The 14262-nt window shown below is 67.2% G+C and carries 16 protein-coding genes; 8 read left to right on the forward strand and 8 right to left on the reverse strand.

Annotated elements, in window-relative coordinates; translation table 11 throughout:
- Positions 1 to 3: 3 nt before the first annotated feature.
- The 4 genes from cysT to QHF89_RS46520 are packed head-to-tail and all read left to right on the forward strand — an operon-like array spanning position 4 to position 4045.
- Positions 4 to 828 carry a sulfate ABC transporter permease subunit CysT gene (gene cysT, locus QHF89_RS46505; protein WP_136968960.1) on the forward strand — a complete coding sequence of 275 codons (825 nt, stop codon included), beginning with the start codon at positions 4 to 6 and terminating at the stop codon, positions 826 to 828.
- On the forward strand, positions 818 to 1933 hold the full coding sequence (locus tag QHF89_RS46510; RefSeq protein ID WP_136968961.1) for a sulfate ABC transporter permease: 1116 nt from the start codon (positions 818 to 820) through the stop codon (positions 1931 to 1933). Before cysT ends, QHF89_RS46510 begins: the two co-directional genes overlap by 11 nt.
- Positions 1930 to 2988, forward strand: coding sequence for a sulfate/molybdate ABC transporter ATP-binding protein (locus QHF89_RS46515; protein WP_136968962.1), 1059 nt, complete (start codon positions 1930 to 1932; stop codon positions 2986 to 2988). The genes QHF89_RS46510 and QHF89_RS46515 overlap by 4 nt, the downstream gene beginning before the upstream one ends.
- 43 nt (positions 2989 to 3031) lie before the next feature.
- A complete protein-coding gene (locus QHF89_RS46520) occupies positions 3032 to 4045 on the forward strand; it encodes a sigma-54 interaction domain-containing protein (protein WP_136968963.1) in 1014 nt (337 codons plus the stop codon).
- Positions 4046 to 4060: 15 nt separating this feature from the next.
- Here the strand turns inward: QHF89_RS46520 and QHF89_RS46525 are convergent, their stop codons facing one another.
- The 3 genes from QHF89_RS46525 to QHF89_RS46535 form a co-directional block, all read right to left on the reverse strand.
- The gene (locus QHF89_RS46525) at positions 4061 to 5293 is read right to left on the reverse strand and encodes a porin (RefSeq protein WP_284721856.1); all 1233 of its coding nucleotides are present in this window, start codon (positions 5291 to 5293) and stop codon (positions 4061 to 4063) included.
- A gap of 211 nt (positions 5294 to 5504) precedes the next feature.
- A complete protein-coding gene (locus QHF89_RS46530; RefSeq protein ID WP_136968965.1) occupies positions 5505 to 7649 on the reverse strand; it encodes a TolB-like translocation protein in 2145 nt (714 codons plus the stop codon).
- Between the two features lie 69 nt (positions 7650 to 7718).
- Entirely contained in the window at positions 7719 to 8657 is a 939-nt protein-coding gene (locus tag QHF89_RS46535; protein ID WP_136968966.1) for a hypothetical protein, read from the reverse strand.
- Between the two features lie 170 nt (positions 8658 to 8827).
- Here QHF89_RS46535 and QHF89_RS46540 point away from each other — a divergent pair, with 170 nt between their 5' ends.
- The 4 genes from QHF89_RS46540 (at position 8828) to QHF89_RS46555 (ending at position 12108) form a co-directional block, all read left to right on the forward strand.
- Positions 8828 to 9151: a hypothetical protein gene (locus QHF89_RS46540; RefSeq protein WP_136968967.1), complete on the forward strand. Its 324-nt coding sequence runs from the start codon at positions 8828 to 8830 to the stop codon at positions 9149 to 9151.
- Positions 9152 to 9424: 273 nt separating this feature from the next.
- Complete coding sequence (locus QHF89_RS46545) at positions 9425 to 9793, forward strand: hypothetical protein (RefSeq protein ID WP_136968968.1); 369 nt, start codon at positions 9425 to 9427, stop codon at positions 9791 to 9793.
- 421 nt (positions 9794 to 10214) lie between these two features.
- Positions 10215 to 11348: an IS1 family transposase gene (locus QHF89_RS46550; protein ID WP_136968969.1), complete on the forward strand. Its 1134-nt coding sequence runs from the start codon at positions 10215 to 10217 to the stop codon at positions 11346 to 11348.
- A 361-nt stretch (positions 11349 to 11709) separates the two neighbouring features.
- A complete protein-coding gene (locus QHF89_RS46555; RefSeq protein ID WP_136968970.1) occupies positions 11710 to 12108 on the forward strand; it encodes a hypothetical protein in 399 nt (132 codons plus the stop codon).
- Between the two features lie 39 nt (positions 12109 to 12147).
- Here the strand turns inward: QHF89_RS46555 and QHF89_RS46560 are convergent, their stop codons facing one another.
- From QHF89_RS46560 to QHF89_RS46580, 5 genes are all read right to left on the reverse strand, one after another.
- The gene (locus tag QHF89_RS46560; protein WP_136968971.1) at positions 12148 to 12744 is read right to left on the reverse strand and encodes an RNA polymerase sigma factor; all 597 of its coding nucleotides are present in this window, start codon (positions 12742 to 12744) and stop codon (positions 12148 to 12150) included.
- Positions 12741 to 13010 (reverse strand): hypothetical protein, encoded by a 270-nt coding sequence (locus QHF89_RS46565; protein ID WP_136968972.1) that lies wholly within the window; start codon positions 13008 to 13010, stop codon positions 12741 to 12743. Before QHF89_RS46565 ends, QHF89_RS46560 begins: the two co-directional genes overlap by 4 nt.
- Entirely contained in the window at positions 13007 to 13333 is a 327-nt protein-coding gene (locus tag QHF89_RS46570; RefSeq protein WP_136968973.1) for a hypothetical protein, read from the reverse strand. The genes QHF89_RS46565 and QHF89_RS46570 overlap by 4 nt, the downstream gene beginning before the upstream one ends.
- Positions 13330 to 13557, reverse strand: a complete 228-nt coding sequence (locus QHF89_RS46575; RefSeq protein WP_136968974.1) for a hypothetical protein — start codon at positions 13555 to 13557, stop codon at positions 13330 to 13332. Before QHF89_RS46575 ends, QHF89_RS46570 begins: the two co-directional genes overlap by 4 nt.
- Before the next feature lie 239 nt (positions 13558 to 13796).
- Positions 13797 to 13952, reverse strand: a complete 156-nt coding sequence (locus tag QHF89_RS46580; RefSeq protein WP_284721857.1) for a hypothetical protein — start codon at positions 13950 to 13952, stop codon at positions 13797 to 13799.
- Positions 13953 to 14262: the final 310 nt, after the last annotated feature.

Here is a 14262-nt window from a genome sequence, read left to right on the forward strand (position 1 = left end):
CGGATGGCGAGCGTGAACCGAAGGGTGCTCCCGGGTTTCTCCCTGACCCTGGGGTATACGGTCTTTTACCTCGGCCTCCTCGTGCTCCTGCCGATCACGGCCGTCTTCGTCAAAGCCAGCTCGCTCTCGCTGCACGATTTCTTGGGCGCGGTTTGGACCGAGCGCGCGCGCGCCGCCTATCTCCTGACCTTCGGGACCTCGTTCCTCGCGGCTCTCACGAACGTCGTCCTCGGCGCGCTCCTCGCCTGGGTGCTCACACGATACACGTTCCCGGGCAAACGTATCCTCGACGCGCTCGTCGACCTGCCCCTGGCGCTGCCGACCGCCGTCGGCGGCCTCGTCTACGCGAGCCTGTACGTGGAGAATGGCTGGCTCGGCCGCCATCTCGTCCCCCTCGGGATCCGCGGCGCGTATACGAGGCTCGGGATCGTGCTCGTCCTGGTCTTCGTCGGCCTGCCTTTCGTCGTGCGGACCGTGCAGCCCGTCCTGGAAGACCTCGATCCGGAGACCGAGGAAGCCTCCTCTTCCCTCGGAGCCACACGCTGGCAGACGTTCGTCTTCGTGATCCTTCCAACGCTGGTTCCCGCATTGATCACGGGGTTTGCCCTCGCGTTCGCCCGTTCCATCGGCGAATATGGATCGGTCGTCTTCATCTCGGGCAACATGCCGTTCAAGACCGAGATCGCCCCCATTTTGATCGTCGCCCGCCTGGAGGAGTTCGCGTATGGCGAGGCGACGGCCATTGCGGTCGTGCTGCTCGTCATTTCGTTCTCGATGCTGCTCGTGGTCAACCTCCTGGAGAGCTGGAGCCGGCGCCATGACCGTTGAGACGACGGAGGTCCGCGACGCGCCTCGACCGCGGGCCGCGGCGACGAAAATCCGGCGGGCGCAGCAGGATCCCGCGTGGCTGCGATGGAGCCTCACCGGGCTCGCCGTCGCCGTCGTCGGCGTGCTCATCGTCCTTCCCGTGCTCCACGTATTCGCCGGGGCGCTGGCCGAAGGCGCGGGTGTATACTGGAAAAACCTCGTCGAGGATCCCGACACGCGCCACGCCATCGGCCTGACGCTCACGGTCGTACCCATCGCGGTCGCGGCAAACGTGGTCTTTGGCGTCGCGGCGGCCTGGGCGATCGCGCGGTTCTCCTTCCCGGGACGAACCTTGCTCACGGCCCTGATCGACCTGCCCTTCTCGGTCTCCCCCGTCGTCGCCGGGCTCATGTTCGTGTTGATCTTCGGCCTCCAGGGGTATTTCGGGGCCTTCTTGCGCCGCGACGGGTACGCCATCATGCCGTACCTCGTCTCGGCCCTCCTCGTCCTCCTCCTCGCCGTCGCTTCTTTCGTCTTTCGGCCGAGCCAAAGGCGCGCGCGCCGCGGCCTCTGGAAAACCCCTCCCCTCGGCTTGGCCCTCGCGGGCGCCACGGTGTTCGTATTGCTCGTCCTCGCGCAACAGGCCCTCGGCGTGTGGCCCACGAACAAAAGCCTCAAGATCATCTTCGCCACGCCGGGGCTCGTCCTGGCGACCGCCTTCGTCACGTTTCCTTTCGTGGCGCGCGAGCTCATTCCTGTGATGAACGCCATCGGCGCGGACGAGGAGCTCGCGGCGCTGAGCCTCGGGGCGAACGGCTGGCAGATGTTCTGGCACGTCACGGTGCCGAACGTGAAATGGGGCCTCGTGTACGGCATCATCTTGTGCAACGCCCGCGCCATGGGCGAGTTTGGCGCGGTGTACGTGGTCTCCGGTCACATCGCCGGGGAGACCGACACCATGCCGCTCCGGATCGAAAAGCTGTTCCAGGAGTACAACATGCCGGGATCCTTCGCGGTCGCGTCCGTGCTGACGCTGCTCGCCATCGTGACGCTCGTCGTCAAGCGCAAGCTCGAAGATCGCATCCCGGCACCCGAGCAAGGCCGCCGCACGGGGGCGCATCCATGAGCATCCGCATCCAGGGTGTATCGAAGAACTTCGGCAGCTTCCAGGCCCTCGCCGACGTCAGCCTCGACGTCCCGAGCGGCTCGCTCCTCGCCCTGCTCGGCCCGTCCGGCTCGGGGAAAACCACGCTTTTGCGGATCATCGCAGGCCTGGAGGTCGCCGATCGAGGCACGGTCCTGCACCACAACGAGAACATCACCGAATACGAGGCCCGTGATCGAAAGGTCGGCTTCGTCTTCCAGCATTATGCCCTGTTCCGGCACATGACGATCGCCGAGAACATCGGGTATGGGCTGCGGGTGCGCGGGGTGCCGAAGCAGGAAAGACAAGTCCGGGTCGACGAGCTCCTCAAGTTGATCCGCCTCGACGGCCTTGGATCACGGTATCCAGCGCAGCTCTCCGGCGGGCAGCGGCAACGCGTCGCCCTCGCCCGCGCGCTCGCGGCGCGTCCGAACGTCCTTTTGCTCGACGAGCCGTTCGGCGCGCTCGACGCCAAGGTGCGCACCGAGCTCCGGCAATGGCTCCGCAAGCTCCACGAGGAGATTCAGGTCACGAGCGTCTTCGTCACGCACGACCAGGAAGAGGCCTTCGAGGTCGCCGATCACGTGGTCATCATGAACGAAGGACGCATCGAGCAGGTGGGCACGCCGGCCGAGGTGTTCGAGCGCCCCGCGAATGCGTTCGTCATGGACTTCCTCGGCAACGTCAACGTCTTCCACGGCCGCGTCGAGCGGGGTCGGGCCGTCGTCTCCGGCCTCACGGTGGCCTATCCCGATTATCCGCACCCCGAGGCGCGGGACGCCGCCGTGTACGTGCGTCCGCACGAGCTCGAAGTCGAGCGGAGCCCCACCGAGGCAGGCAGCCTCGCGGCGAAGGTCCTGCACGTCAATCCGACCGGATCCCGGACCAAGGTAGAGCTCCGCGCGCTTGATTCGAACCAGTTGATCAACGTGGAGCTCACGCCCGAGCGTCTCACCGAGCTCGGCTTGAAATCGGGCGACACCGTCCACGTCGCGCCGCGCAGGGTGCGCGTCTTCGTGCCCGATTACGAGATCTGAACCTCCCGCGTCCTTCCGCCCGATAGCCGAGGAAACGATGGACATGAGCGAATTCGTGATCGGAGAATCCGCCGGGCTCAAGCCGGTGATGGAGCGCGTCCTTCAGGTCGCGCCCACGAACGCGCCGGTGCTCGTGCTGGGCGAGACCGGCTCCGGGAAGGAGGTCATCGCGCGCGCCATCCACGCGCGCTCGCGGCGCGCGCAGGGCCCCGTGGTGCGCGTCAATTGCGGCGCCATTCCCTCGGAGCTCATCGATTCGGAGCTCTTCGGCCACGAGCGCGGGGCGTTCACCGGCGCCGTGGGCACGCGCAAAGGCTGGTTCGAGCGCGCGGACGGCGGCACGCTTTTCCTGGACGAGGTCGGCGAGCTGCCGCGCGCGGCGCAGGTGCGCCTCCTGCGCGTACTCCAGGAGAGCACGATCGAGCGGGTCGGCGGGCACGAGACCATCCACGTGGACGTGCGTATCGTCGCGGCCACCCACCGTCACCTCGAAAGCATGGTGGCCGAAGGGACGTTCCGGGAAGACCTCTGGTATCGCCTGAGCGTCTTCCCCATTCGATTGCCCGCGCTGCGGGATCGCATGGAGGACCTCCCGTCGCTCGCGGCCCATTTCGCCGAACGCGCGGGCCAACGCCTCGGCGGCCCCGGGCTCACGCCGACGGCCGCCGACCTCGAGCTGCTCCGCCAATACGCCTGGCCGGGCAACGTCCGCGAGCTCGCGACCGTGATCGAACGCGGCGCGATCCTCGGCAATGGCAAGCGGCTCGAACTCGCGGCCGCGCTCGGGGGCCCGACCGTAAAACCGCCCTCGCGCCCCCCCGCCGCGGAAGCGCTCCACGACGCGGAAGAAATCGTGACCCTCGACGAAGCGACGGCCGCGCACATTCGACGCGCCCTCGCCGCGCGCGGCGGTCGCATCGAGGGCCCTTTCGGCGCGGCGCGCCTGCTCGGCATCAACCCGCACACGTTGCGCGCGCGCATGCGCAAGCTCGGCATCGAGTGGTCGCATTTCCGCGAGCCTTCCGCGGGACCCGCCTCGATGCAGCCGAATCGCTAGACACACGCGCTCCTCTCAAAACGTCGCGTCGAGCTGGAGGTGGGCCACGTGGTTCGCCTTCTCGAAATCGAAGTCGTGTGGCATCCGGGCGATCCAGTCGGCTTGCAGCTTCATCTTGTGCTTGTTGAAGTAATAGTTGAGCCCGACGCCAACCTCCTGCCCGCGGCTCTGCACCTCGGAGACGAGCTTCGGGTCCGTCCCGCCGAACGCGTACAAGCGTGAAAACCGCGCCACGATCTCGATCGGCGGATCAAACACGTACGACGCCTGAACGACCGTGCCCTGGCCCGAACGTGTGTACTCCGTGCGCGCGTTTCCGTCCTCGTCCGTGGATTCGATCCGGTCCACGTCCGCGCGTTTCCACAGATACTCCCCCTGGAGCGCGAACCCGCGCCATTTGAACACGACATCCGCCGCCGCGTGCAGATAATCCGTCGTCCCGCCGAGGAACGTCGCGCCCGTCGTGCTCCGCAATCGGTTCGTGTTGTAGTTCGCCGCGAAAGCGCCGCCGAGGGCCACGGCCGGCTTTCTCCGGCGGTCGAGATCCCCTTCGGAGTCATCGTCGATCTTGCCGAGCGGGCGCAGCTCGAGCCGACCCACGAGCAGCGCGCCGGGCTCCCTCGACGTGGTCAGGTTCGTCCCGCCTCCGCCGAACGCGCTGAGCCGCCATGCGACCGGAGATTCTTTCCCCAGGAAGTTCTCCGAATACAACGTGATGCCCGCGTCCCGATCGAGCGTCAGCTCCCCGACCGGCACCGGCCTGTCGGCCATCTGCAACGCGAACTCGCGCACCGTCCGCAGTCGATCGAACGGAACGAAAAACTGCCCGGCTCGGACATTAAAATCGCGGTGGATCTTCCAGTCGATGTAGGCGTCGAAGATCGGTGACGTCGCGCCGTCACGATAGTCACGTCCAGCAATGGCGAGCTGAATCATGTAGGTCAGCTCGGGCCGATAGACGTGGCCAGAGAACCAGAGGCGCGCCGTGCCGATGTTGACGATCTGCTGGAAATCCCGTTCGCCCTGATCATCCGCAGGAGGCACGTTGATCTGGTAGCGGAGCTGGATCCGGCTCCGCGCATTGAACGAGAAGACGTCCCCGACCTTCACCGTCACCCCATTGCCGGGGGAGCCGGATATCTCCACCGGAGGCTTCGGCTCCACCGCGGCGGCGCTCCCGGGCAGCCCGAGCGCCGCTCCCATCACGAAGGCGCAATACGATACCAAGCGTCTTCCCAGGGACGACATGGAAACCCCCCCGAGCATCTCGCGTGCCAGGGGTGACGTGTCGGTTTCCCCCGACGCATTCATCCGTTCGAACGGACGTGCTTCCAGGGGACCCGTGACCGGTCACGGCTGCCCGTGAAATATGCTGGGAGGCTTGACGGGCGGCGTCCCGGTGCGCCGGGCGCCGCCCTGGCTGCCGTGGGGGATCAGGCCGGAGGCGTGCGCCTCGACCTCACTTCGGCGTGGGGGCGGCGCACCGATTGTTGATGCACAACGAGCCCGGCGCGCAGCAGTTCGCCGCGGTCTCGCAGCTCTCGCCCTCCTGCGCGCATTCGTTCGCGGGCGGCGGCACGCAGACGAGCTCCTTCGTGCCATCGCCATTCACGTCGGCCGGGCGGCAGACGTTGCCGTTGCAGCACGAGGCGGCGGACTCGCAAGGCTGGTTGAGGTCCTTGCAGGGCTCGAGCGCCGCGAACGCGCGCATGTTGCCCGCTTCGAGCTCCTGGCCGGGCAGGTAAAACGCGGGGTGGCTCGGATCGGGTTTGCCCTGGTAATCGATGTCGATCGCGGCGACCCAGAGCTTCTTGCGCGGGCTCGGCGTCTCGACGTTGTTTTCGAACTTGCCCCACTTGTTGTTGCCCTCCGGCACCGTGCCGCCGGGGCCGATCGTGTTGCCATACACGCGGCGGCTCGTGAAGAAGACCCAATAATACCCGCCGACCGCGACGGGCAGGATCGTCGGCTCGTAGTTCAGGCGCGCCTCCTCGGCGTCGCCGAAGGGCAGATAGAGTTGCCCATTCTCGTCGTAGCCGTTCAGCGCCGCGAGCTTGTTCACCGCCTTCGTCGCCGTCTCGACCAGGAAGACCTCGCCGTACGAAGCCGTCGCGCCATACCCCGCGGTGTCGAAGCGATCCCCCGCGTGGTAGAGCACCGCGGCGCCGTCGGGCGTGAAGCTCGGCCAGCCGACGATGCCCGAGGGCACCGTGAGCAGCTCCGTGATCGCCGAGAACGAGGGCGGCGATTGCAAAAGATCGACGTCCATCATGGCCAGGGTTCGCCCGGGGCTGGCGTCGTACCACGAGAACGCGAGGTGCTTGCCGTCGGGGGAGAACGTCGGCGTGAGCGCGTATTTGACGGCGTTCGTGAACGAGGAGGCCCCCACGTTGGCGCCCGTCTTCGTGTCGAGGAGCACCGAGGGGTACTCCCCGGCCAAACCACGCACGGGCGAGCCGCTCGCCGGGATGCCGTTCGTGATCATGTACGTGCCGTCGGGCGTGAGGCCGCCGAACGAGAACTTGCGGCCGTCGTTGTCGAGGTAACGCTGCGAGGCCGTGCCGTCCTGCGTGAGATCGTAGCTCGCGCTGTCGAGCGGATTGTCGACGGTCCAGTTCACGCCCGTCGCGAGCACGTTCCCATTCGCGCTGACGGAGTGGCAAACGTTGCATCCGCCGAGGAGCACCTCCGCATTCGAGCCCGGCTTGATGCGCATCACCGCGCCGCCGTTCGCGAGCTTCGAGACGTACGTGTTGTAATAGACGATGCCGCTCAGGCTGCCCTGCGCGATACGCCAGGATTGCGTGACGGGCCCCGTCGCGACGCCGCCAACGAGCTTCGTGGCCGTGACGGACACCGCGGCGCCCGGGCCGGCGCTCTGCGTGACGCCCTTCCACACGGCCGGGGGCAGCTCCACCCGCGCGGGGGCGGACCCGCCAAAGTAGCCCTTGTATTCGAAGTCCCCCACATGGATCTGCACGAGCACGGCGTCCGCATTGCCGGCGAGCTGGAGCGTGGGGGCCGAAAGGCCTCGGGGAAAGACGGTCTTGTCGTACGGATAAAGCCACCGGAAGCCTGGATCGGCATTGCCGCCGGTGTCGAGCTTCGTCTGGTCGTCGGGCGTGAGGCTGCCGGCATTCTCGGCGATCTTCACGCGCACCGTGAGGGTCGTGCTCGCCTCCAGTTGCCCGCTCTTCGCGGTGACCTTGGCCTTGCCCGCCACGAAGCCGCCGGACGCAAACACACCGTCGGCGCCAATGGTCCCCACGGTGACGTCGTCGAGGAACCAATCCACGGCGCCGGGATTCGAGCCGTCGGTGAGCTTTGCGTGGAAGGGGAGTGATCCGGGGACGCCCGTCACGTCGAGGATCGGGTCGAGGGGCTCGATCACGAGCGACTGCTCGCCGCCGTCGAAATTGATGAACCCACCCTCGCCGCCCTCGCCGCCCGAGCCGCCGCCCCCGGACGAACCGGCGTCCGGGCCCGAAGCGCCGCTGCCCGCGGCGCCGCCGCTCGATTCGCCGCCGCCGCCGCACGCGGCGATCGCCCCCGCGGAGGAGACCGCCGCCGCAAGGAAGAGAAACCAGAGCCTGTCACGCGTCATGAGGGAACCTCCGAAGCAATCCAGCGATCATGGTACCAGATGTCCGGAGCGATTCGGATTGGGAGGATGCTAGAAAAAACCGAACGTGAGCCCCCCTTGCGCGGCGAGGCCCACCGATTCGGTGACACGCATGTAGACGGGCCCGGCGTGCGCGAAGACGCCCATGCGGCCGCCGCTCCGGGCCCAGCCGAAGCGCGTGGCCTCGCCGAGCGAGAACTGGAGCTCGGCGCCGATGCGGCCGCCATGGCCCACGTTCAGGCCGACGATCCCCGCGATGGGATAATACCCGTACCCGGCGAACGGGACGATCGCGAGCACCTTCGCCGGCTCGAAGCGATAACGCACCTCGCCGCCGATCGAGCCCGCGCCGATCATCGCGCTGAGGCCAAACGAGAATCGACCGAACTGGGGCCCCGTGAAAACCTCGATCCCGCCGAGCCCCGCCGTGACGGAATCTCGTCGAATGGCGCCCCCGCCGACGCGGGCGACGAAGACCCACGTGGAATCGGCCGGAGGGCCATACCCGAGGTGCGGCTTCGCAGGATTGACGAGGGGCAAGGGTTCGATCGCGTCGGCCGGCGCATGAACGGCAGGATGGAGGCGCAGCACGTACGGCGCGCCGGATTCGATCGGCGCGCCCGGGAGCGTGAGGCGATAGGTGCCGCCCTCCCCAGGCGCGAGGTCCTCGTCGCCTTCGGCCACGGACGCGGAGACGAGCGCGGACGACCGACCGAGCACGGCGAGATCGATTTTCTCCGGCTCGATATGGAGGGGCGTTTTTCCTTCGTTGACGACGTGCACATCGACACGCGTGTTCGCGCTCGTTTGCCAGTACCCGACGTGGATACGCTCGATCCGCGCCGAGATGCCGGCGCCGCTCGTCGCGAGGCCGGCGTTCGGGCGTGGTTCGAGGGCGCGGGAGCCGACACGATCGCAGGCGGCGGTGGAGAGAAGCGCGAGAGCGAGAGCGGCGCATCGTCGGGGCGCGGGTCGGCAATCCTCGGGCACGACGCACCCTACCACATCCTTTCCGGATGGCCCCTACCTCTATTGCGGGGTCCCGCCGACCGACGAGCGCCGCCGTAATTGCGCCCCCACATGCACGACCTTAGGGAGTGATTATCGAGCCCGGACAGGCCGGGCGAAACCACGCGGCGATCGATAGAACATGGAGGACGATGATGAAAAAGTCTCTGAGCAACCTTCTTTTTGCGGCCTGGATGGGGTTCGGCGCGATCCTCGGCACGGGGAGCGAGGCTCTCGCCGCGCCGAACGAGCCCGCCGCGCCGGACGAGGAGGCCAACGTCGAGGAGAGCGCCTCGGCATTGGCGGCCAACACGTACGTGCGAACCTGCTGGAATATCAGCAAGAGGCGCGGACAGCTCTGCGCGCGGTGCCGGACGCGCGCGGGGGGCGCGCGGAGATCCTGCCTGAACCAATACCGCCGCTGCAGCGGCGACATCTCCAACCGCAATGGTTGGCTCACGTGCGAACGATGGTGATGTCCATCCCCTGACCACACCCTTCCGAGCGCGTCGAGGCAGGATGCATGCAGTCGTGGCTCCCTCGGGGTCACCCCCTCGACCCGGACCCGCGCAAGCGCTGGACCTTCAGGGGAAGAACTACGCGATGCGTAGTTCTTCCCACAGGCCGGTGGCGACCCAGAGGTCGCGTGCGCGCGTCTCCAAGTCGCGTGCGCGGGTCCTGATCAAACTTGATCAGCCGGTTCGGCGCGACGAACGCAGGGACACCACTTCACCCGATCGAGAGGGAACATGATTCGTAAACAAGGCTACACGATCGTGACGCGTGATGACGAACACGAGCCCGTCACGGTGGACATCGACTTGACGCGCATCCGGGAGGAGCTTCTCGTCATCGGGGCGCGACTCGCGTTGCGCGCGCGGGCGGGCATCGACTTGTTCGGGCACGATTTGAGGTACGAGGGGACCGGGAAGCTCGCGCGCATGAGTCGGGACGTCCTGGCGATCTGCGCCGAGCTTCAGGACGTCGACGGATACGGCTTCGACTGCGTGAAGAGTCGACCAGAAGCGGTCAGAGACGACCAGTCACGTAAAACGCCAGAGCCTCCTTCCGGATCTGATAGCCACGCTGACGAAGGACACGGATCGCCTCGTCAATGACGGCGCCGCTGGTCTCCGGATCCCATTGGATGCCGAAAGCCGACCCCTCCCATCCGCTCTCGGCGTCTCGGATCAACTCTGCCAGTTGGCTCTCTTCCTCGGCCGTGAATCTGCTCATGGTTCAAGCGTAGGAACACCGCGCCGACCGGGGCAAGAAACCGGACCCCTGAACATGCGCCGCGGACCGGCATCGTCCGCCCTCGCGTTGGCACGGTTGACCCTCGGATCGATGCGTCGATCTCCGCGGGCAAACGGTCCGACCTCGGACAATTCATGTCCTAGGCCATTGCCGAATAACCACGGAAACGCGATGAATCGTGATAGATTCATCCCATCGAGTGAGCCGCTGAAACGGTCGAGCCGACGACGCGCATGGGGCGCGACGCGGCGCCCGTGGCGGCCCTTGCTGGGGTCTCGCGTCGTGGCGAACGTCCTGCCCATCGAGAAGCGCGTCGACGTGGTGCGCCACCTCGTAGAGGGTGCCAGTGTGCGCGCGACGTCGCGGCTCACGGACGTGTCGATCCCGACGGTCCTCTCGACCCTGCTTCGCATGGGCGAGGGCTGCGACCTGCTCCACAACGCCCTGGTCCGCGACCTCGACATCCGCGAGATCCAACTCGATGAAATCTGGTCGTACGTGCAGAAGAAGCAGGCGCGCGTGACCGCGGAGGACTCGCCCGACCACGGCGACGCCTACGCCTACCTCGCCATGGCGCGCACGAAGAAGCTCCTCGTGAGCTACCGCGTCGGGAAGCGCGACGAGGCGAACACGCGGGCGTTCGTCGCCGACCTCCGCGCTCGCCTCGTGACGATCCCGGAACTCTCTACGGACGGCTGGCAGAGTTACCCCATCGCCGTCGGGCAGAGCTTCGGCGGCGCGGTCGACCACGCCGTGATCCAGAAGAACTACTCGAAGAAGGGACGCGCGGACGGGCAGCGCCACGACCATCGTTACGAGCCTCCCCGGGATCCGTTCATCACGAAGAAGACGGCGCACGGCGCGCCGAACCTCGATCGCGCGAGCACGTCTCACGTCGAGCGTGCGAACCTCACGGTGCGCATGCACGTCCGGCGCTTCACGCGACTTTGCAACGGCTTCTCGAAGAAGATCGAGAATCACCGCGCGGCCGTCTCGCTCCACGTGGCCTGGTACAACTTCTGCCGCGTCCACGAGTCCTTGCGCGTCACGCCGGCCATGGAGGCGGGCATCGCCTCGCACGTCTGGAGCGTGCAGGAGCTTGTCGAGCGCGCCCTTGCCGCCGAGCCGTGCGCGCCTCCGGAGCCGAAGAAGCTCGCGCCGCCCGCCCCCGCCCCGGGCGAGAAGCATGGCGCCGCGAGGGAGCTGCCGAACGGCAAGGGATGGCTCCGCGCTCTGCCCGGCGGGAAAGGCAAGCCGAGCGCGGCTCCGCGGGCTCCTACGCCGCCAACCGTGCCTCCGGCGAGGGTCGGGACGGGGGATGCTCCGCGCGAGCCGCTACCGCCCCCAGGAACGCAGCTCGACCTGTTCGCGTGGCGGCCGAGGGAACGGCAGTTGTCGCTGTTTCCGCGGGAGTAAGAAACTTGGCTGTGGAGTTACTTGTGCTTTACCTGTCGCCTACCGATGGCGGCACCCCCCACAAAGCCCAAGGACGAGGATCTCCAGGAGAACCTCGCCATCTTGGGCGAACACATGCGCAAGAACGTGCCAGGCGGAGTTCTGCCACACTGCCCAGTGTGCAACACTCTTAGGTGGCTCCCGATGGGCATCTGCGGCGTTTCTCAGTATGCGCCGTCCAAGCCTGAAGAGGTCGCCGACGGAACCTCAGCCAAAACGTTCACGCCAACTGGCAAAGTATTCCCTACGTTCGCCTTCGCTTGTGGCAACTGTTACTACCTCATACAGTTCGCCTGGCTTGCCATAAAGGCGGAGGCCTCTCGTGGGTAACAACGACGATCTTGCCCGCCTTGGCATCTTCACGGAAAGTCGACTTGACGTCAGTGTCTCGGCGAATATAGTTCACATTACGCCGGAGGCTGCCATGGCACAAATTCAGGTCGCCAAAGCACAAGTAGATATTGCAAAATCGCGCTACGAGATGCCGGTGCGCATTACGATGCAATATCTCTTGGCGGCGATCGTGGCGCTTCTCATATTTGTGGTTGTGGTGTTGGTCTTGTCCAAAGTGCTTGGTCTGGACTCGAACCTCACGATTGCCGTTGTGTTCGTCGTTGGTGCAGCCGTTGCGGCGCCGATCGGGATTGTGCTGACCAAAATCGTCAATCGCGTGTTCCCGAGCCCGACGTCGGAGTCAGAACAAGCTGACAAGAAGGATTGACCCGTAACTGGATGGGTGGTGGGTAGCGCCCGTCGCCTTTCAGCGTCCGCGCTTCCGGCTCTTCCAGGTGGGGCGGGGAGCCTGCTTCGGGGCGGGAGCCGCGCCGACCGCTCGAAGAGCGGCGCGGAGCTTCTGGACGTGGGCGTAATGCGCCGTGAGCCCGTGCCCCATGGCCCGCGCCGCCTCCGGTCCGATGAGCCCGCGGGCGGCGAGAAGCACGATGCTGGCGAGCTTCGGGCGGGACTTCATGACCCACGTGAGCAGATCCCGGGCTTCGATCTCGGACATCGGATCCGGCGTCACGAGGTCGGGGGGCGACTGGATCGCGGACATGGGGATTTCGAGTCGCATCGAGGCGCGCCGCATGAGGTTCATGGCGTGCCGCCACGCCGTTTGCCGGGCGAACCCGCAAAGGGCTTGCTCGGGTTTCAGGTCATCCCCACCGCGGACGCGCCCCTCGTGCAGGGCTTCCCACGTCGTGGAGATCGTCTCCTGTATGAGGTCGGGGATGTACAGCTCGTCCACGCCGATCTTTCGCAGGTAGCGAGTCAGCATCGGGCGAAGACGAACCACCTCGTCCGCGTCCGCCACGACGACCGGCGCGGCGCCGCCCTCGGGCCGGTGGTACCGGCTCACGGCTCACCCCCGCGGACGAGGGCTTCCACGTCGACGTCGAGCGCGTGCGCAACGCCCGCAGCGAAGTGCAGCGTGCAGTGGATCTCGCCACGGAGGAACGCCTGCACGTACTTCGGCGCGTAGCCGATCGGTTCGGAGGCCTTCCACAGCGTGCGCGTGGTGACGTGCGGCGCGAGCGCCTTCCGCACGCGATCCGCCTGCTCCGCGGAGAGGACCGCGGGAAGGCTGTCCGGGGTCTCGTCGTGGCCCTGGTCGTGCTCGGTCACGAGGCGCCTCCCTTCCGCTTCGGGAGCGTCACGAGAGAGAGCGCCGGGGCCTTGCGGGGCGGCGCTCTCCCGGCGAGGGCATCGTCGAGCGAGAGACCGACGGCGCGGGCGATGCTCCGGGCCAGCGCGATGTTCCCCGGCTCCGTCCCGTCGCAGAACGCGAGCACGAAGGAGCGGCGGAAGCCGAGCTTGTGCGCCACGGCGATCCAGGTCCCTTGCTCGCGGTGAAGGTGGCGCAGCAGGGCGCGGAGGTTTGAGCGCTGGATCTCGATCAAATCGGTCCCGCGAAGGGGCCGAGCACGGAAGCGGGACGCGGCCATCATGCGCCCCCCTTCCGCCCGCAGAGGGCGCACGCGCCCGCCACGTGGGGGCGACCGGAGAGGACCTGCTCGACGGGGATGCTGCCCGCCCGCGCGAGCAGCACGGCGATCGCGTGCGACGTCCCGCGGCGCATGTTGGCGAGGGCGCTCATGGAGACGCCCATCACGGACGCGAGCACGGCGCGCCCGCCGTAGGCGCGGGCGATGTTGCGTTCGGCGGCGCGCATGTGGGCGCGCTCTTCGTAGGTGGGGTGGAGAGCGGGGCTCTTCCGGCCGGAAGGCGGACGAGTCCCTTGGCCCCGCGGCGCGGGGTGGACTAAACGAAGCATGGGTTGCGACTCCGGTGAACGGGGTTGCGGCCAAGTCGCCCCGGGGGTTTGCAGACCCTTCGGGGCGGCGCCTTTTTCAGGCCCGCCGACCCTACGCGCCGAAATCGCTATTCGCTACGGCCGATCGGCAATCTTGATCAGTCGCGGCCAATCTTGATCGGCACCCGTGCGCGCGTCTCCAAGTCGCGTGCGCGCGTCTCCAAGTCGTGCGTGCGCGCCTTCCCCTCGTGCCCACGCGTCTTCGCGTCGCGGGCACGCGCCTTCATGACATTCCAGAACGATCTCCACGTCATGCACGCGCGCCTCGACCTCACGCGCGCGCGCCTCGCAGCCTCGCCCGCGCGCCTTTGCTCCCCGTCCACGCGTGATTTTCCTGCGCCCACGCGCCTCGGAGACGTGCCCACACGCCTTGCGCGCATCGACGTCGACCTCCAGGGGCCCGTGGGAAGAACTGCGCACCGCGCAGTTCTTCCCCTTCGGTCCAGGCCGTGCCCTGAGCACTGGTCTCATCTCACAAGCCCATTCTCCCTGAGGACCCGCAGCATCTCTGCTGCGGGTGCCAGGCGTTCCAGGCCGCGGCTGATGGTGACGGAGCCGGGGGGA

The organism is Polyangium sorediatum, from assembly GCF_029946465.1.
Taxonomy (GTDB): domain Bacteria; phylum Myxococcota_A; class Polyangia; order Polyangiales; family Polyangiaceae; genus Polyangium; species Polyangium fumosum.